Annotated in this window: 13 protein-coding genes; 8 read left to right on the top strand and 5 right to left on the bottom strand. The window is 71.5% G+C overall.

Features of this window, described 5'->3' with window-relative positions:
* Positions 1-419: 419 nt before the first annotated feature.
* On the top strand, positions 420-1,583 hold the full coding sequence (locus tag G3I42_RS35350) for a hypothetical protein (RefSeq protein WP_343244750.1): 1,164 nt from the start codon (positions 420-422) through the stop codon (positions 1,581-1,583).
* A gap of 111 nt (positions 1,584-1,694) precedes the next feature.
* Here the strand turns inward: G3I42_RS35350 and G3I42_RS35345 are convergent, their stop codons facing one another.
* On the bottom strand, positions 1,695-3,155 hold the full coding sequence (locus G3I42_RS35345) for an FG-GAP-like repeat-containing protein (protein ID WP_164291737.1): 1,461 nt from the start codon (positions 3,153-3,155) through the stop codon (positions 1,695-1,697).
* A gap of 261 nt (positions 3,156-3,416) precedes the next feature.
* On the bottom strand, positions 3,417-5,717 hold the full coding sequence (locus G3I42_RS35340; protein WP_164291736.1) for a (Fe-S)-binding protein: 2,301 nt from the start codon (positions 5,715-5,717) through the stop codon (positions 3,417-3,419).
* A 306-nt stretch (positions 5,718-6,023) separates the two neighbouring features.
* Here G3I42_RS35340 and dnaK point away from each other — a divergent pair, with 306 nt between their 5' ends.
* The 4 genes from dnaK to G3I42_RS35320 all read left to right on the top strand — a co-directional run bounded on the left by dnaK (position 6,024) and on the right by G3I42_RS35320 (position 10,378).
* Positions 6,024-7,871 carry a molecular chaperone DnaK gene (gene dnaK, locus G3I42_RS35335; protein WP_164291735.1) on the top strand — a complete coding sequence of 616 codons (1,848 nt, stop codon included), beginning with the start codon at positions 6,024-6,026 and terminating at the stop codon, positions 7,869-7,871.
* Complete coding sequence (gene grpE, locus G3I42_RS35330) at positions 7,868-8,548, top strand: nucleotide exchange factor GrpE (RefSeq protein WP_164291734.1); 681 nt, start codon at positions 7,868-7,870, stop codon at positions 8,546-8,548. Before dnaK ends, grpE begins: the two co-directional genes overlap by 4 nt.
* Positions 8,549-8,708: 160 nt before the next feature.
* Positions 8,709-9,914: a molecular chaperone DnaJ gene (gene dnaJ, locus G3I42_RS35325; protein WP_164291733.1), complete on the top strand. Its 1,206-nt coding sequence runs from the start codon at positions 8,709-8,711 to the stop codon at positions 9,912-9,914.
* Positions 9,915-9,916: 2 nt separating this feature from the next.
* Positions 9,917-10,378: a helix-turn-helix domain-containing protein gene (locus G3I42_RS35320; protein WP_007825079.1), complete on the top strand. Its 462-nt coding sequence runs from the start codon at positions 9,917-9,919 to the stop codon at positions 10,376-10,378.
* Between the two features lie 256 nt (positions 10,379-10,634).
* On the opposite strand, the gene G3I42_RS35315 is transcribed toward G3I42_RS35320, so the two are convergent.
* Positions 10,635-11,615: a helix-turn-helix transcriptional regulator gene (locus G3I42_RS35315; protein ID WP_164291732.1), complete on the bottom strand. Its 981-nt coding sequence runs from the start codon at positions 11,613-11,615 to the stop codon at positions 10,635-10,637.
* A gap of 605 nt (positions 11,616-12,220) precedes the next feature.
* Between G3I42_RS35315 and G3I42_RS35310 the strand changes: the two genes are divergently transcribed.
* Positions 12,221-12,544 carry a (2Fe-2S)-binding protein gene (locus tag G3I42_RS35310; protein ID WP_009067095.1) on the top strand — a complete coding sequence of 108 codons (324 nt, stop codon included), beginning with the start codon at positions 12,221-12,223 and terminating at the stop codon, positions 12,542-12,544.
* 248 nt (positions 12,545-12,792) lie between these two features.
* Here G3I42_RS35310 and G3I42_RS35305 read toward each other — a convergent pair whose 3' ends face one another.
* The gene (locus G3I42_RS35305; RefSeq protein WP_164291731.1) at positions 12,793-13,197 is read right to left on the bottom strand and encodes a TIGR03618 family F420-dependent PPOX class oxidoreductase; all 405 of its coding nucleotides are present in this window, start codon (positions 13,195-13,197) and stop codon (positions 12,793-12,795) included.
* A 234-nt stretch (positions 13,198-13,431) separates the two neighbouring features.
* On the opposite strand from G3I42_RS35305, the gene clpB reads away from it, so the two are divergent.
* Both clpB and G3I42_RS35295 read left to right on the top strand, forming a co-directional pair.
* Entirely contained in the window at positions 13,432-16,059 is a 2,628-nt protein-coding gene (gene clpB, locus G3I42_RS35300; RefSeq protein WP_164291740.1) for an ATP-dependent chaperone ClpB, read from the top strand.
* 183 nt (positions 16,060-16,242) lie between these two features.
* Positions 16,243-16,776, top strand: a complete 534-nt coding sequence (locus G3I42_RS35295; protein ID WP_164291730.1) for a YbjN domain-containing protein — start codon at positions 16,243-16,245, stop codon at positions 16,774-16,776.
* A 45-nt stretch (positions 16,777-16,821) separates the two neighbouring features.
* Here G3I42_RS35295 and G3I42_RS35290 read toward each other — a convergent pair.
* Positions 16,822-18,003 (bottom strand): hypothetical protein (locus G3I42_RS35290; protein ID WP_239096892.1); only part of this gene is annotated, 1,182 nt, incomplete at its 5' end.

Genomic DNA, 18,003 nt, shown 5'->3' with positions numbered 1-18,003 from the left:
GGGCGAGGGCCCGGGCGCGGGGCGCCGCCCTGCGGGGGCCGCGGGGCGCCGCCGTACGGCTGCTGCCCCCGCTGCCCCGGCGCGGGGTACTGACCCTGCGGGGGCCTGCCCCCAGGGTTCTGCTGCTGCCCACTCGTGCGGTTGTCCCGGCCGCGTCCGATCCTGAATCCAGCCACGATCCGAACGTACCCGCATATCCGGGCCGGTACGGGGCGCTCCTGCCGGGGCGGGGGCTTTGCGGCCGAGCTGTGACATCTCCGGGCGGCGTGTCGCCGGACGCGGCAAGACCCTTGCGTCACTCACGTACCGCCTTATAGGTTCGAACGTTCTGCCGAGGGCAGACCCGCGCGCCCCACCTCGCGGCCTTGTTCGCGTTCCTGGGGGAACGAATGCGTCATCGCTCCACGGCCTTGTCGGCCGTGCTCGGGGGGATCTCCCTCGTCGCCGCGCTCGGTGGGACGGTCGCGGTCCTGGCCGAAGTCCTCGCACGGATCGGCTCGGACGAGGACGGGCCCATGGGGGCGGCGCTCGTCCTGTTCGGCCTCGCGGTCGTCAGCTGCGCGGGGTGGCTGCTCGCCGTGCGCGCCGCGCCGGGGGTCGCGCGGCTGCCGGACGGTCCGGTACGGGCCGGGATTCCGCGGCGGGTCGCGCCGATCCGCCGCAACTGGCCCCATATCGGGCAGCTCCTGCTGTTCCTGCTCGCCCCGTACGTCCTCGTCCGCGCCGCCGCCCCGTCGCCGGGCAGCGTGCTCGGCGAGCTGCCGGGTCTCCTGCTGCTCATCGCCACGGTCGCCGCGCTGGCCCGGCTGCCGCTCCTGCTGAGCGGTCAGCTGCCGCCCCCGCTGCGCGGCTTCCGCCGGCGCGTCGCCGCCGGGGGGCCCGTCCTCGCGATGCGGGCGCGGCTCGGGCGGCCTATCCGCGTCGATGTCCGGACGGCCTCGTCGACCGGGAGCGGCGACATCGTCACGAGCGTGGCCTACGGGCTCGGCATCACGCCCGAGGGCGCGCGGGAGGTGGTGTCCCCCGAGGAGGAGGGCTTCTTCGGGGTCGAGGCGGTGGACGAGCGCAAGATGTACCGGCTCACGATCGGGGAGCGGCACCTCTCGCACTCGGTCGCCCAGCTCGCCGGGCACCAGGGCTGGTTCTGCGTGCCGCGCGAGTGGCGGGCGTACACCGGGGCGCAGGGCGAACGGCCCCTGGTCCCGGTCTTCTTCGCGACCGACTCGGGGCACGTGGTGTGGGCGGTGATCGACCCCGTGCTCGTCGAACGGGCGCTCTCCGAGGGGTACCTGACGCCGCACGAGACGGACATCTCGCTGAGTGCCGCGCCCGTGCGGCGGCCCTCCTTCTACCTCGCGCGGGCGCACGACCGGGTGCTCGCGCTCGGCCTCGGCGTCGTCCTCGCGACCGTGCCCGCGATGACCGGGCTCGTCCCGGTGTGGGGGACGGTGCTGGGCGGGCTCGCCGGGCTGGTGCTCCTCGGCCGGGCCGCGTACGTGGCCGTCACGATCCCGTACCGCTTCCAGGTGCAGGACGAACGGCTGTGGAAGCACTTCGAGTTCACCGACCCGGCGCTGCGCTGAGCCGCGCGCCGCAACGGACGTCCCCCGGGGCCGAGACGGCCGCCGGGGGATCGGGGGGATGTCGGGGGTCGGGGAATCCGGGGGGATTCCCCGACCCCCGACGTGGGGAGGTCAGTCCGCCATGTTGTGGCCGAAGACCGGGTTCCCGGAGGCGGAGATGCCCACCGTCGAGACGTAGATGCCCGCGCTGCCCTTGAAGCTCTTGCCGTTGGACTGGGTGAGGAGCGGGTAGACCGCGCCGTTGCCGTTCTCCCACGGCGCGGCGATGATCAGGTCGCCCTTCTTGTCGCCGTTGAGGTCGTCGATGTGGACCTCGGAGCCGAAGTTGTCGTCCGCCTCGTCCTCGTTGGGCACGCCGGAGGTGTTCTGGCTGAGGAAGAGGGAGCCGGTGCCGGTGATCCCGGAGCCGTCCGCCTTGTTGAAGAGGACGGTGACGGCGCCGGTGGCCTTCGCGCTGCCGACGGTCTCGCCGGGCGCGCCCACGATCAGGTCGAGGTTGCCGTCGCCGTTGACGTCGCCGAGGTCCAGCTCGCTGCCGAACCAGTCGTTCTCCTCGCCGGCGCCCGGCACCCCCGCGGTGTCCTGCGTGAAGGTCTGGATCGTGCCGGACGCGGGGCCGCTCTTGGTGCCGTGGATGATCAGCGCGGTGCCGCCCTTGTGGGCGTGGCCGATGCCGCTGTCCCACTCCAGCCCGGTGACGATGTCGGCGTAGCCGTCCTTGTCGGTCTTGCCGATGTCGGTGATGAAGCCGGCGGGGAGCTTCTGGGCGCCCTTGGTGGTGGCGCCGGAGGCGGAGCCGGGGAGCCAGTAGTTGGCGTCGAGGTCGTCGGTCCTGGCGTAGCCGTTGACGATCAGGTCCTCTTTGCCGTCGGCGTTGACGTCGCCCGAGTGCAGGTTCTTGATGCCCGCGCCCTCGCCGCTCCAGACGGCGGGGGCGACGGTGTACGTGCCCGCGCCGCCGCCCTTGGTGGAGCTGAAGCCGCCGCGCAGGATGTCGATCGTGGCGGCGCCGGAGGTGGTGCCCACCGCGATGTCGTCGCGCTTGTCGCCGTTGAAGTCGCCGGCTTCCAGCGGGGCGCCGTACTTGTCGTGCTTGGTGGGGCGCGGGTCCTTGAGCGTCGTGCCGCCCTTGAGGCCCGAGGCGGAGCCCCACAGGATCGCGGCGGTGCCGCCGTCCTTGTCGCTGCCGACGTCCTCGCCGGGCACGCCGACGACGAGGTCGTCGTAGCCGTCGTTGTTGAAGTCGCCGAAGGCGGTGTCGGCGCCGAAGTAGTCGTCGGCCTCGGCGCCGCCGGGGACGCCGGCGGAGTTCTGCGTGTACGTCGCGGTGCGCTGGCTGCTCTTGCCGCCGTAGAGGACGGAGACGGCGCCGGCGTTCTTGTGCCCGCTGACGTAGGCGTGCGAGGAGCTGATCGCGACGTCCGCGTAGCCGTCGTGGTTGAAGTCGGCGTCGGCACGGCCCGGGGCCAGCGGCGTCGCGGCGGCGGCGGAGCCCGCCGAGAGGGTCAGCAGTCCGCCGGTGAGGGCGACGGCGGCCGTCGCGGCGAGGGCGGTACGGAAGTGAGAGGGCATGGAGTTCTCCTGCGCGAAACGCGGGGGGCACCGTATGCCGCCCGCGGCCGTGTGGCGAGAAGGAGACCCCTGCGCGGCCCGAATGGTTGTACGAGAGGTGGGGGTGGTGTGACGGGCGGGTGAAGGGGAAGGGTGCGCGGCGGGTCGGGGCTGAGCGGGCGGCGGGGCGTCAGGTACGTACGGGACGGGCGGCGCTCGCGGACGGCGAAGGGGCGCCGGATCTTGGTCCGGCGCCCCTTCCTCGTACCTCGTGCGGTGTGCTCAGCTCGCCGCGGGGGCCGGTTCGGGCTCCGGGGCGTCCGTGGTCGCGGCCGGGGGCTCGGGGTCGGTGGGGGTCTTGACCGAGTCCAGGAGGAGCTGGGCCACGTCCACGACCTGCACCGACTCCTTCGCCTGGCCGCCCGCGGCGGAGCCGCTGTCAGACGCAGCCTTCTTGCCGTTGACCGAGTCGGTCAGCATGACGAGGCAGAAGGGGCAGGCCGTCGAGATGATGTCGGGGTCCAGCGAGAGGGCTTCGTCGACGCGCTCGTTGTTGACGCGCTTGCCGATCCGCTCCTCCATCCACATGCGCGCGCCGCCCGCGCCGCAGCAGAAGCCGCGTTCCTTGTGGCGGTGCATCTCCTCGCTGCGGATGCCCGGGACCTTCGCGATGATCTCGCGCGGCGGCGTGTAGATCTTGTTGTGGCGGCCCAGGTAGCAGGGGTCGTGGTACGTGATGAGGCCCTCGACCGGCGTGACGGGGACGAGCCTGCCCTCGTCGACCAGGTGCTGGAGCAGCTGGGTGTGGTGGATGACCTCGTACTCGCCGCCGAGCTGCGGGTACTCGTTCGCGATCGTGTTGAAGCAGTGCGGGCAGGTCGCGATGATCTTCTTCGCGGACTTCGGCTTCTTCGTGGACTCGTCCTCGTCGTCCTCGCCGAAGGCCATGTTGAGCATCGCGACGTTCTCGGCGCCGAGCTGCTGGAAGAGGGGCTCGTTGCCGAGGCGGCGCGGCGAGTCACCCGTGCACTTCTCGTCGCCGCCCATGATCGCGAACTTGACGCCCGCGATGTTCAGCAGCTCCGCGAACGCCTTCGTGGTCTTCTTCGCGCGGTCCTCCAGGGCGCCGGCGCAGCCGACCCAGTAGAGGTAGTCGACCTCGGTCAGGTCCTCGACGTCCTCGCCCACGACGGGGACCTCGAAGTCCACCTCCTTCGTCCACTCCAGGCGCTTCTTCTTCGCGAGGCCCCAGGGGTTGCCCTTCTTCTCCAGGTTCTTGAGCATCGTCCCGGCCTCGGAGGGGAAGGACGACTCGATCATGACCTGGTAGCGGCGCATGTCGACGATGTGGTCGATGTGCTCGATGTCCACGGGGCACTGCTCGACGCAGGCGCCGCAGGTGGTGCAGGACCACAGGACGTCGGGGTCGATGACGCCGTTCTCTTCCGGCGTGCCGATGAGGGGGCGCTCGGCCTCCGCGAGGGCCGCGGCGGGTACGTCCTTGAGCTGCTCCGCGCTCGCCTTCTCCTCGCCCTCCATCGTCTTCCCGCCGCCCGCGAGGAGGTACGGGGCCTTGGCGTGCGCGTGGTCGCGCAGGGACATGATGAGGAGCTTCGGCGAGAGGGGCTTGCCGGTGTTCCAGGCGGGGCACTGCGACTGACAACGGCCGCACTCGGTGCAGGTGGAGAAGTCGAGCAGGCCCTTCCAGGAGAAGTGCTCGACCTGCGAGACGCCGTAGACGTCGTCCTCGCCCGGGTCCTCCCAGTCGATCGGCTTGCCGCCGCTCGTCATGGGCCGCAGCGCGCCGAGCGAGACGGCGCCGTCCGCGTTGCGCTTGAACCAGATGTTGGGGAAGGCGAGGAAACGGTGCCAGGCGACGCCCATGTTGGTGTTGAGGCCGACGGTGATCGCCCAGATCATCGTGACGCCCAGCTTGATCATCGCCGTGAGGTAGATGAGGTTCTGGAGCGTCGAGACGTCGAGGTCGCGCAGCCCCGCGACGAGCGGGTACGAGACCCAGTAGCCCGCCTCGTAGCCGTCGACGTGGTGGATCGCGCCTTCGAGGCCGCGGAGCATCAGGACCGCGAGGCCGATCACGAGGATGACGTACTCGACGAAGTACGCCTGGCCGAGCTTCGAGCCCGTGAAGCGGGACTTGAGCCCGGCGCGCGAGGGCAGGCTCAGCAGGCGGATGCCCATGAGGGTGAGGATGCCGAGCGTCGTGAAGAGCGCGATGAACTCGATGTAGACCTCGTACGGGGGCCAGGTGCCGATCCAGGGGATGATCCAGTCCGCCTGGAAGAGCTGCCCGTACGCGTTGACGATCGTCAGGCCGAGGGTGAGGAAGCCGACCGCGACGAACCAGTGGGCGACGCCGACGATGCCCCAGCGGTTCATCCGGGTGTGACCGACGAATTCCCTCGCGAGGGTGAGGGAACGCTGTTTCCAGCGGTCGGTACGGCTGCCGGCCGGGACCGGCTGGCCGAGCCGTACGTGCTGGACGATCTGCGCGATCGCTCGGGAGATGAGCGCCACGCCGACCACGGTCAGGAGCAGCGACACGATGATCGCGGCGAGCTGCATGGAGGGCTCCTCGAACCTGCGCGGAAGTGCGGGGTACTGGGGGTGGGCGGGCCGCGAGGCCCGGTGCGGCCCTGGGAAGGGCCACCTTACTAAGCAGTAACTTAATGGGTTCTGTAGGGAGGGTATCGACTCTCCGTCGGCATGGGCCCCTTGCGCCGCGTGATCTGGCGCACGGCGCGGCGCGGGCATTGCGCGTAAGGGCTGAATAAGAGTTGAGTGCGCCTGGCTCAGGTCTGTTGACAGGGGGTACCGGGCTGTTGCATGGTTGAGCCAGTTCCACTCAAGTCATCATCTGGAGGACCCGAAATGGCACGTGCGGTCGGCATCGACCTGGGCACGACTAACTCCGTCGTCAGCGTTCTGGAGGGCGGCGAGCCCACCGTCATCACCAACGCCGAGGGCGCCAGGACCACGCCGTCCGTCGTCGCCTTCGCGAAGAACGGTGAGGTGCTGGTCGGCGAGGTCGCCAAGCGTCAGGCGGTCACCAACGTCGACAGGACCATCCGGTCGGTCAAGCGCCACATGGGCACCGACTGGAAGATCAATCTGGACGGCAAGGACTTCAACCCGCAGCAGATCTCCGCCTTCGTCCTCCAGAAGCTCAAGCGCGACGCGGAGTCGTACCTCGGCGAGAAGGTGACCGACGCGGTCATCACCGTCCCGGCGTACTTCAACGACTCTGAGCGCCAGGCGACGAAGGAGGCCGGTGAGATCGCGGGCCTCAACGTGCTGCGCATCGTCAACGAGCCGACGGCCGCCGCGCTCGCGTACGGCCTCGACAAGGACGACCAGACGATCCTCGTCTTCGACCTCGGTGGCGGCACCTTCGACGTCTCGCTCCTGGAGATCGGCGACGGCGTCGTCGAGGTGAAGGCCACCAACGGCGACAACCAGCTCGGCGGTGACGACTGGGACCAGCGCGTCGTCGACTACCTGGTCAAGCAGTTCAACAACGGTCACGGCGTGGACCTGAGCAAGGACAAGATGGCGCTCCAGCGCCTGCGCGAGGCCGCCGAGAAGGCGAAGATCGAGCTGTCCTCGTCCACCGAGACCACGATCAACCTGCCCTACATCACGGCCTCCGCCGAGGGCCCGCTGCACCTGGACGAGAAGCTCACGCGCGCCCAGTTCCAGCAGCTCACCGCGGACCTCCTGGACCGGACGAAGACCCCGTTCCACAACGTGATCAAGGACGCGGGCATCGCGCTCGCCGACATCGACCACGTCGTGCTCGTCGGTGGCTCGACCCGTATGCCCGCCGTCGCCGAGCTCGTCAAGGAGCTGACCGGCGGCAAGGAGGCGAACAAGGGCGTCAACCCGGATGAGGTCGTCGCCATCGGCGCCTCGCTCCAGGCCGGTGTCCTCAAGGGCGAGGTCAAGGACGTCCTGCTCCTCGACGTCACCCCGCTGTCCCTCGGCATCGAGACCAAGGGCGGCATCATGACGAAGCTCATCGAGCGCAACACGACGATCCCGACGAAGCGCTCCGAGATCTTCACGACGGCCGAGGACAACCAGCCCTCCGTGCAGATCCAGGTGTACCAGGGCGAGCGCGAGATCGCCGCGTACAACAAGAAGCTCGGGATGTTCGAGCTGACCGGTCTGCCGCCGGCCCCGCGCTCGGTGCCGCAGATCGAGGTCTCCTTCGACATCGACGCCAACGGCATCATGCACGTCACCGCGAAGGACCTCGGTACGGGCAAGGAGCAGAAGATGACCGTCACCGGCGGCTCCTCGCTGCCGAAGGACGAGGTCGACCGGATGCGCCAGGAGGCGGAGCAGTACGCGGACGAGGACCACCGCCGCCGCGAGTCCGCCGAGGTGCGCAACCAGGGCGAGCAGCTCACGTACCAGACCGAGAAGTTCCTCAAGGACAACGAGGACAAGGTCCCGGGCGAGATCAAGACGGAGGTCGAGGAGGCCCTCACCGAGCTGAAGGAGAAGCTCAAGGGTGAGGACACCGCCGAGATCAAGACGGCCACCGAGAAGGTCGCCGCCGTCTCGCAGAAGCTCGGCCAGGCGATGTACGCCGACGCGCAGGCCACGGCCGGTGCCGAGGGCGCCGCTCCGGGCGCCGACGCCGGTGCCAAGGCCGACGACGACGTCGTCGACGCCGAGATCGTCGACGAGGACAAGAAGGACGGTGCGGCGTGAGCGAGGAGACCGCAGGGGGCTTCGACGAGAAGAACGAGCCCACTGACGTCTCCGACGGCGCCGCCCCCGACGCCGCCGAGGAGGACCGCTCCGAGCAGGAGCGGCCCGCCTCGGGCGGGGACGCTCAGCAGGCCGGTCTGACGGCCCAGCTGGACCAGGTGCGCACGGCGCTCGGCGAGCGCACCGCGGACCTCCAGCGGCTCCAGGCCGAGTACCAGAACTACCGCCGCCGGGTCGAGCGCGACCGGGTCGCCGTGAAGGAGCTCGCGGTCGCGAACCTCCTGAGCGAGGTCCTGCCCGTGCTCGACGACATCGGCCGGGCGCGGGAGCACGAGGAGCTGACGGGCGGCTTCAAGTCGGTCGCCGACTCGCTGGAGTCCATCACCGCCAAGATGGGCCTGGAGCAGTTCGGCGAGGAGGGCGAGCCCTTCGACCCGACGATCCACGAGGCGCTCATGCACTCCTACGCCCCGGACGTCACCGAGACGACGTGCGTCGCGATCCTCCAGCCGGGGTATCGCTTCGGCGAGCGCACGATCCGCCCCGCGCGGGTCGCGGTCGCCGAGCCCCAGCCGGGCGCGGCGAGCCCCGCCAAGGAGCAGGCGGGCCCCGCCTCCGCCGAGGAGGGGAAGGCCGCTTCGGCGGACGAGGAGAAGGACGGCCCCGACAAGGGCTGAGCAGAGCGGGAGTCGCCCGGCCGGACCGTATGATCCGGCCGGGCGACCCGGTACCACCGGATGGTCCGGTACACCATTCGGTACAACAGGAGATGGCCGGGCGGGCCGGGCGGGGGCCGTGGCCCGGGGCCGCGCCGCCACGGAAGGAGGGACGTCGGGGATGAGCACGAAGGACTTCATCGAGAAGGACTACTACAAGGTCCTCGGCGTGCCGAAGGACGCCACCGAGGCGGAGATCAAGAAGGCGTACCGCAAGCTCGCCCGCGAGAACCACCCGGACGCCAACAAGGGCAACACCACGGCGGAGGCCCGCTTCAAGGAGATCTCCGAGGCGCACGACGTCCTCGGCGACCCGAAGAAGCGCAAGGAGTACGACGAGGCGCGCGCCCTCTTCGCGGGCGGCGGCTTCCGTCCCGGCGGCGCGGGCGCCGGTGGTGCGGGCGGCAATTTCAACTTCGACCTGGGCGACCTCTTCGGGGGCGGCCCGGGCGGCAGCGGGGGCGGCGGCTTCGGCGGCGGCCTCGGCGACGTCTTCGGCGGGCTCTTCAACCGCGGCGGCACGGCGGGGGCGGGGACGCAGGGCGGCGCGACGCGCAACCGCGCCCGGCGCGGCCAGGACATCGAGTCCGAGGTGACGCTCACCTTCACCGAGGCGGTGGACGGGGCGACGGTCCCGCTGCGGATGTCCAGCCAGGAGCCCTGCAAGGCGTGTTCGGGCACGGGCGACAAGAACGGCACCCCCCGCGTCTGCCCGACGTGCGTGGGCACGGGGCAGGTCTCGCGCGGCGGCAGCGGCGGTTTCTCGCTCACGGACCCGTGCGTGGACTGCAAGGGGCGCGGGCTCATCGCACAGGACCCCTGCGAGGTGTGCAAGGGCAGCGGGCGCGCGAAGTCGGCGCGCTCGATCCAGGTGCGCATCCCGGCGGGCGTCCAGGACGGGCAGCGCATCCGGCTGCGCGGCAAGGGCGCGCCGGGCGAGCGCGGCGGCCCGGCCGGTGACCTCTACGTGGCGGTGCACGTCAAGGAGCACCCGGTCTTCGCCCGCAAGGGCGACAACCTCACGGTCACCGTGCCCGTGACCTTCAGCGAGGCGGCGCTCGGCGGCACGGTGCGGGTGCCGACGCTCGGCGGCCCGCCCGTAACCCTCAAACTCCCGGCGGGTACCCCCAACGGCCGCACGATGCGCGCCCGCGGCAAGGGCGCGGTCCGCAAGGACGGTACGCGCGGGGACCTCCTGGTGACCGTGGAGGTCGCGGTGCCCGCGCACCTCGACGACCGGGCCAGGGAGGCCCTGGAGTCCTACCGGGACGCGAATGCCGGGGAGGACCCGCGGGCGGCGTTGTTCGAGGCGGCGAAGGGAGCATGACCATGGAAGGGCGAGGCAGGAACCCGTACGAGCTGACCGACGAGACACCGGTGTACGTCATCTCGGTCGCCGCTCAGCTCTCCGGGCTCCATCCCCAGACACTGCGTCAGTACGACCGGCTCGGCCTGGTCTCCCCGGACCGCGCGGCGGGCCGGGGCCGCCGCTACTCGGCCCGCGACATCCAGCTCCTGCGCCAGGTGCAGCAGTTGTCGCAGGACGAGGGCGTGAACCTGGCCGGCATCAAGCGGATCATCGAGCTCCAGTCGCAGGTCAGCGCGATGGAGCAGCGCATCGCCGAGCTGAGCGCGGCGCTCGACGGGGCCGCGGCGACGATGCGGCAGCGCGAGGCGCAGGTGCACGCCTCCTACCGGCGCGACCTGGTCCCGTACCAGGAGGTGCAGCAGGCGAGCGCGCTCGTCGTGTGGCGCCCGAAGAACAAGCGGGGGCAGGGCGCGGGCGAGTGACGGCAGCCCTGCGGGGCTTGGCCGGGGCGGTGCCGTACGGGCGGGGCGGACCTCGCGCGGGGCGCCGCCCTGTGGTGTGAGGGCGGCGGTGGGCGTGGAGCCCCGGGCCCGCACGGCGGCGCGCGCTCCGGGCGCGTGACCCGTACGGCGGCCGATGTCCCGGGCGCGCGTGACCCGTACCGCGGCCGATGCTCGGGACGCGTGCCCCGTACCGCGGCCGATGCTCCCGGCGCGTGACCCGTACCCGCCCCGGACCTCAGCCCTCCGCCGTGTCCAGGAGGCCGGAGCGGGCGATCAGGTAGCCGAGCTGGGCGCGGCTGCCGCTGCCGAGGGTGGTGGCGAGTTTGGCGATGTGGGCGCGGCAGGTGCGGACGTTCATGCCGAGCCGGCGCGCGATGGCCTCGTCGACGTGGCCCTCGACGAGCAGGCGGGCGATGGAGAGCTGGGTGCTCGTGATGCCGCTCGGCACGGGCGCCGGGGTCGCCTCGGACCAGGGGCGCGCGAGTCTCCAGAACTGGTAGAAGACGCCCGCGAGATAGCCGACGAGGCCCGGGTGCTCGATCTTGAGGGCGATCTTGCGGTCATCACTGATGGGGATGAAGGCCGCGTGCCGGTCCACGATGATGAGCCGTTCGGGGAGCTGCTCCATCGTGCGGAACTCGATGCCCTCCGGCATCGTCCTCTCCACGTAGGCGAGTGTGGAGGGATGGTGACGGGCCGTGTGGTGATAGAGGGTCCGCATCCGCACATCGGTGCCGAAGAACGGTTCCACGCGCCGCAGCGCGTCCTCCAGGAGGTAGGGGGCGCGGCCGCTGCCCGGCTGGAGCGTGAGCAGTTCCTCGCGGCACTCGGTGACGGTCTGGTCGAGCGTGGAGTTGATGCGGTCGAGCCCGTCGAGCACGGTGACCGCCTGACTGGCCGGATCGTGCCCGCTCAGAGCCATGAAGGGCTCCAGGGTCTCGGTGAGTGCGATCGCCGCCTTGCGGTTGTGCAGAATGCGGTTCTCCAGCGGCTGGAGCAGCCTGCCGAGGGCCGTCGACGGCTGGACGGGCAGCAGCGTCGCCGGCTCCGCCGGGTCGGGGGCCAGCAGTCCCAGGTCGAGAACGCAAGGGGCGTCGGCGAGTTCCTCGCGTTTGAGCCGTCCGGAGCGCAGCGCGGCGGCGTACAGCTCACGGCCGGTGACGCAGAGCGGCTCCTGGGGATGGGAATGAGACTTTTCGAGGGGCCTCCTCCGCATATGTCCCCCCCTCAGGCTCATGTAATACAGGAACATGATGCATGGGTTTCCTAGTGAAAGCGCCCTGCCTGGGCCATCGTTGCAGGGCGGGGGTCGTTCACATACCAATCACAGAGGTGGGAGCCCATCATGTCCGTGAAGCTTCGTACGCTCTGCGTTTCCGCGATGGCGGCTCTCGCCATTGGTGCGGTGGCTCTGGGTGAGCCGTCGTGGGGAAGCCAGCCGTCGGGGTCCGTGAGTGCCTCCGCCCGCCCGGGGGAGCCCTCTTGGGGCGTGGTCCCGGCCTCTGTGCAGGGTGAGCCCTCCTGGGGTGTCTCTCCCGCCGGTGAGCCTTCTTGGGGTGTGGTTCCGGTCGGTGAGCCGTCGTGGGGTGTGGCCCCCGCCGGTGAGCCCTCCTGGGGGGTCGTCCCCGCGACCGCCAAGCCGGGCGAGCCTTCTTGGGGTGTGTCTCCCGCCGGTGAGCCTTCTTGGGGTGTGGTTCCGGCCGGTGAGCCGTCGTGGGGTGTCGCTCCCGCCGGTGAGCCGTCCTGGGGCGTCGTTCCCGCCAATGAGCCGAACCAGTCGGGTGCCGCCGCGGGCGAGCCCTCCTGGGGCACGGTCCAGGCATGACGACCCCGCCCGACGACCACACCTTCCGGCGTGAGATGGCCACCGCCTATCGCTCCGGCTGGCACTTCATCGATCTCGTCACGGCGATCCCCCACGACGGCGACTCGCTGATGGTCACGCTCTTCGGCGAACCGATCGTCGTCGTGCGGGACGGGGCCGAGGACGTACGGGCGTACCGCTGTCTCCGCCGGCCCCGTGGTGCCCCGCAGCCCGTACGGTGCGCGGTGCGTTACGGCATGCTTTTCGTCAACCTCGACCAGCGCGACCACCAGCAGGTCGCCGACTGGTCGGACTCCTACGTCACCCCCCGCAGTGCCTGAGCGATTCCCCCGTTGAAACAGATCGCCAGGCGCTTTCCCCCAGCAGCGGCGCCGCCGAGGACCTGAACCCGGCGGCGCCGCTGCCATGTGTGCGTACGGGGGCTTGCGGCGGGCCGGTGCCGCTCGGGCCTCCTGGGAGCGGCCGGGGTGCTCCCGCGGCCCGTCGGGTGTGTTCCGGCGGGCGTCCGGCGCGATGGGGCGGGCCGACTGCCGTGTTCCGGCGGCCCGTTCGGGTCTCCGTGTGTCGCTCAGGCGTTGCCGAGCAGGCGCGTGAGGGTGATCTCGATGACGGAACGCTCGGGGTTGGGGGCCGGGGTGCGTCCGTAGCGCTCCGCGTAGCGCCGTACCGCCTCCTCGATCTCCTCCTCGCCGGTCAGCAGCCGCGCCCGGCCCTCCAGCGTGGCCCAGCGCGGGCCCTCGGCCTGGCAGACGGCGACGGGCGCGCCCTCGGGGCCCGCGGCGAGCACGTTGCGGGCCTTGCGGCTGTTGCGGTTGGTGGTGACGCGGGCGAGCCCCGCCGCGTGGTCGAGCGTGGCGCCGACCGCGACGACGTGCGGGGTGCCGTCGGGGCGGAGCGTGGTGAGCGTGCAGATGTGGCGCTCGCGCCAGAAGGCCAGGTAGGAGGCGGGTGGCGCGGTGAGCTGGACGGGCATGGGGGGAGAGTAGCGGCGGGCGCGCGGCCCGCCGTACCGACCCGCGCACCGCCCCCGTCGACCGAAGCGGTGTCCGATTCCCTCGAAAGAGTGCTCGAAGATTGCTCGCTCCACTTCCTTGAGTGGAATAGACTCAACTTCACCGAGGCTGTAGGAGTCATCGAGGAGTTGTCCGGCTGCGCGGACGAGGTGGTGTCCGCGGCCGGATCGGTTGGGGCAAGGAGGACATGCGCGGTGGACGTGGAACTGACGAACAGGAGCCGGGAAGCGATCCAGGCGGCCGGGGAGCGGGCCGTGGCCGGGGGGCACCCTGATCTGACGCCCGCCCACCTGCTGCTCGCGCTCCTCGCGGGCCAGGACAACGAGAACGTGACGGATCTGCTGGCCGCCGTCGGCGCGGACCAGTCGGCGGTACGGGCCGGGGCGGAGCGCCTGCTCGGCGCGCTGCCCAGCGTCTCGGGCTCCACGGTCGCGCCCCCGCAGCCCGACCGTGAGACGCTCGCCGCCGTACAGGACGCCGGAACACGCGCGAGCGAACTCGGGGACGAGTACCTGTCGACGGAGCACCTGCTCCTCGGCATCGCCGCCAGGGGCGGACAGGCGGGCGAGGTGCTGGCGGGGCAGGGCGCCAGTGCTGACAAGCTTCAGGAAGCGTTTCAGAAGGCCAGGGGAGGACGCCGGGTGACCACTCCCGATCCCGAGGGGCAGTACAAGGCCCTGGAGAAGTTCGGTACCGATTTCACCGAGGCGGCCCGCGAGGGCCGGCTCGACCCCGTGATCGGCAGGGACCAGGAGATCCGCCGGGTCGTCCAGGTCCTCTCCCGCCGCACGAAGAACAACCCGGTGCTCATCGGCGAGCCCGGCGTCGGCAAGACCGCCGTCGTCGAGGGCCTCGCCCAGCGCATCGTCAAGGGGGACGTGCCCGAGTCGCTCAAGGACAAGCGGCTCGTCTCGCTCGACCTCGGCGCGATGCTCGCGGGCGCCAAGTACCGCGGCGAGTTCGAGGAACGCCTCAAGACCGTCCTCAACGAGATCAAGGAGAGCGACGGACAGGTCATCACCTTCATCGACGAGCTGCACACCGTCGTCGGGGCGGGCGCGGGCGGTGACTCCGCGATGGACGCGGGGAACATGCTCAAGCCGATGCTCGCGCGCGGCGAGCTGCGCATGGTCGGCGCGACGACGCTCGACGAGTACCGCGAGCGGATCGAGAAGGACCCGGCCCTGGAGCGCCGCTTCCAGCAGGTCCTCGTCGCCGAGCCGACCGTCGAGGACACGGTGGCGATCCTGCGCGGCCTCAAGGGCCGGTACGAGGCCCACCACAAGGTCCAGATCAACGACAGCGCCCTCGTCGCCGCGGCGACCCTCTCGGACCGGTACATCACCTCGCGCTTCCTGCCGGACAAGGCGATCGACCTCGTGGACGAGGCCGCGTCCCGGCTCCGGATGGAGATCGACTCCTCGCCCGTCGAGATCGACGAGCTCCAGCGCGCCGTGGACCGGCTCCGCATGGAGGAGCTGGCGCTGCGCTCCGAGACCGACCCCGCCTCGGTGCAGCGCCTGGAGAAGCTCCACAAGGACCTCGCCGACCGCGAGGAGGAGCTGCGCGGGCTCACGGCCCGCTGGGAGAAGGAGAAGCGCTCCCTCAACCGCGTCGGCGAGCTGAAGGAGAAGCTCGACGAGCTGCGCGGGCAGGCCGAGCGGGCCCAGCGCGACGGCGACTTCGACACCGCGTCGCAGCTCCTCTACGGCGAGATCCCGGCGCTGGAGCGGGACTTGGAGGAGGCGAGCCGCGCCGAGGAGGAGGCCGCGCGCGACACGATGGTCAAGGAGGAGGTCGGCCCCGACGACATCGCGGACGTCGTCGGCTCCTGGACCGGCATCCCCGCCGGGCGGCTCCTGGAGGGCGAGACGCGCAAGCTGCTGCGCATGGAGGAGGAGCTGGGGCGGCGGCTCATCGGGCAGAAGGAGGCCGTCGCCGCCGTGTCCGACGCGGTGCGCAGGACGCGCGCCGGGATCGCCGACCCCGACCGGCCCACGGGCTCGTTCCTCTTCCTCGGCCCCACCGGGGTCGGCAAGACCGAGCTGGCCAAGGCCCTCGCCGACTTCCTGTTCGACGACGAGCGGGCCATGGTCCGCATCGACATGAGCGAGTACGGCGAGAAGCACTCCGTCGCGCGGCTCGTCGGCGCCCCGCCCGGATACGTCGGGTACGAGGAGGGCGGGCAGCTCACCGAGGCGGTGCGCCGCCGCCCGTACAGCGTCGTGCTCCTCGACGAGGTCGAGAAGGCGCACCCGGAGGTCTTCGATGTCCTCCTCCAGGTGCTGGACGACGGCCGCCTCACCGACGGTCAGGGCCGCACGGTCGACTTCCGCAACACGATCCTCGTCCTCACCTCGAACCTCGGCAGCCAGTTCCTCGTGGACCCGCTGACCCCCGAGGAGCAGAAGCGGGAGCAGGTCCTCGAAGTCGTCCGGGCCTCGTTCAAGCCGGAGTTCCTCAACCGGCTCGACGACGTCGTCGTCTTCTCCGCGCTCGATGCCGACGAGCTGGCGCACATCGCGCGGCTCCAGGTGGACCGGCTCGCGAAGCGGCTCGCCGAGCGCAGGCTCAGCCTCGACATCACCCCCGAGGCGCTCGCCTGGCTCGCCTCGGAGGGCAACGACCCGGCGTACGGGGCGCGCCCGCTGCGCCGCCTCATCCAGACCGCGATCGGCGACCGGCTCGCCCGGGCGATCCTCGCGGGCGAGATCGAGGACGGCGACACGGTCCGGGTCGAGCGCTTCGGCGACGAACTCCTCGTGGGGCCGGTGACCGAGGCGGCGACGCGGGAGCAGGAGGGCCCGGCGAAGACGCTCTGACCTGCGCGGCACGACGGAGGCACGGTCCTGGGCGACTGGCCGGGGACCCGCCGGGCACCCGGGTGGTGGACCACTCCCCGCCCGGGCGCTCCCCGCCCGCGCCCCGCCCACGGGGCGCGGGCTTGCCAGCCCCCACCGCACATGGGGGAGGATGGCCCCCATCCGTACGAAGGGAAATACACGGTGAGCATCGACCCGTCCTCCATTCCGAACTTCGGGGGCAACCAGCCAGAGCCCCAAGGACCGGCGGGCCCCGTCGTCCCCGACCAGGATTTGGTGAAGCAGCTCCTCGAACAGATGGAGCTGAAGTACGTCGTGGACGACGAGGGCGACCTCGCCGCCCCGTGGGAGGAATTCCGCACGTACTTCATGTTCCGCGGCGAGAACGAGCAGCAGGTGTTCTCGGTGCGGACGTTCTACGACCGCGAGCACCGCATCGAGGAGAAGCCCCAGCTCCTCGAAGCCATCGACGACTGGAACCGCCGCACCCTGTGGCCGAAGGTCTACACGCACACCCACGACGACGGCTCGGTCCGCCTCATCGGCGAGGCGCAGATGCTCATCGGTACGGGCGTGAGCCTGGAGCACTTCGTCTCCTCGACCGTGAGCTGGGTGCGCGCGGCGATCGAGTTCGACCGCTGGCTTGTCGAGCAGCTCGGCCTGGAGCAGGACATCGCCGAGGGCGGCGAGGAGAAGCCGGGCGACGACGAGGGCTGAGCGGTCCCGGAGCCCCGGGGCCTGCGGTCGCGGTCCCGGCGGCGGTCACAGGGCCGTCGGGGCCGTCGAGACGAGGTAGGCCCCGTACAGCAGGGCGGGCCCGGCCAGGGAAGCGAGGAGGATGCGCGCGCGCCCCGGCCGGGCCGCCAGTGCCGTCGCGAGGCGGTCGGCGAGCGGGATGAGCAGCGGAAAGGCCGGCAGCAGGAAGCGCGGCTTGCAGCTCAGGTAGGCGGAACCGCCCACCGCGATCAGGAGCAGCACCCCCGTGAACACGAGCAGCGCCCCGGGCAGCGGGCGCCGCACCTCGGTGAGCAGCACGGCGAAGAGCAGCAGCGCCCCCGAGACGAGCAGGACGGCGACGATCCGCTCGGGACGGTTCACACCGATCTCGATGTGGTCGGTGTAGCGCAGCATCGCGAGCCCGAAGTCGAAGGTGGAGCCCCAGTCGCGTTGCACCGCGAAGTACCCGCCGAACACGTCGCCGCGCTCCCAGCCGACGTACAGCACGTACCCGAACCAGCCCAGCGGCGCGAGCGCCATGCCCGCGAGGACGCGGGGCGCGGGGAGGGCGCGGGTCGTCCAGGCGAGCCACAGCCCGGCGAGGATCACGGCGGCGGCGAGGGCGGCGCCGTTCGGGCGCGCGAGCCCGGCGAGCGCGGCGCACGTCCCCGCCCACACCCACCGCCCGTCGAGCAGCGCCCACAGCCCCCAGGCCGCGCAGGCGGTGAGCAGCGCCTCGCTGTACGGGACGGAGAGCACGATCGCGTGCGGCAGCAGCGCCCAGAGCAGCACGAGCAGCGTCGCGGTGCGGCGGTCGCGCAGCCGCTCGACGACCGCGTGGATGCCCCAGGCGGCGAGCAGCGCGGAGCCCCAGGAGGCGGCGAGCGCGAGCACGGGGACGGAGAAGGGGAGGACGAGGCGCAGCCCGCGGACGAGCCCCGGGTAGAGCGGGAAGAAGGCGATGTCGCGGTAGTGCAGGCCCGGTTGCCGGCCGTGCCGGGCGAAGCCGTAGCCGTAGGTGGCGATGTGCTCGTACCACTGCGCGTCCCACGGCCGCAGCAGCCGCTCGTACGGCGAGCCGCCGAACAGCAGACACCCGAGCACGACGAGCAGACTCCCCGCGAGCCGGATCGCGAGGAACCCGACGAGCGCGGGAGCGGCCCGGCGCAGCGAGGGCGGAAGCGCGAGCCCGGCCACGGGACCCGGCGCACGACCGCCCTGCGGCGG

The organism is Streptomyces sp. SID11385 (genome assembly GCF_010548245.1).
GTDB lineage: Bacteria > Actinomycetota > Actinomycetes > Streptomycetales > Streptomycetaceae > Streptomyces.
Note: the sequence above shows the minus strand (reverse complement) of the source record. Positions and strands in the feature narration are given on the sequence as shown.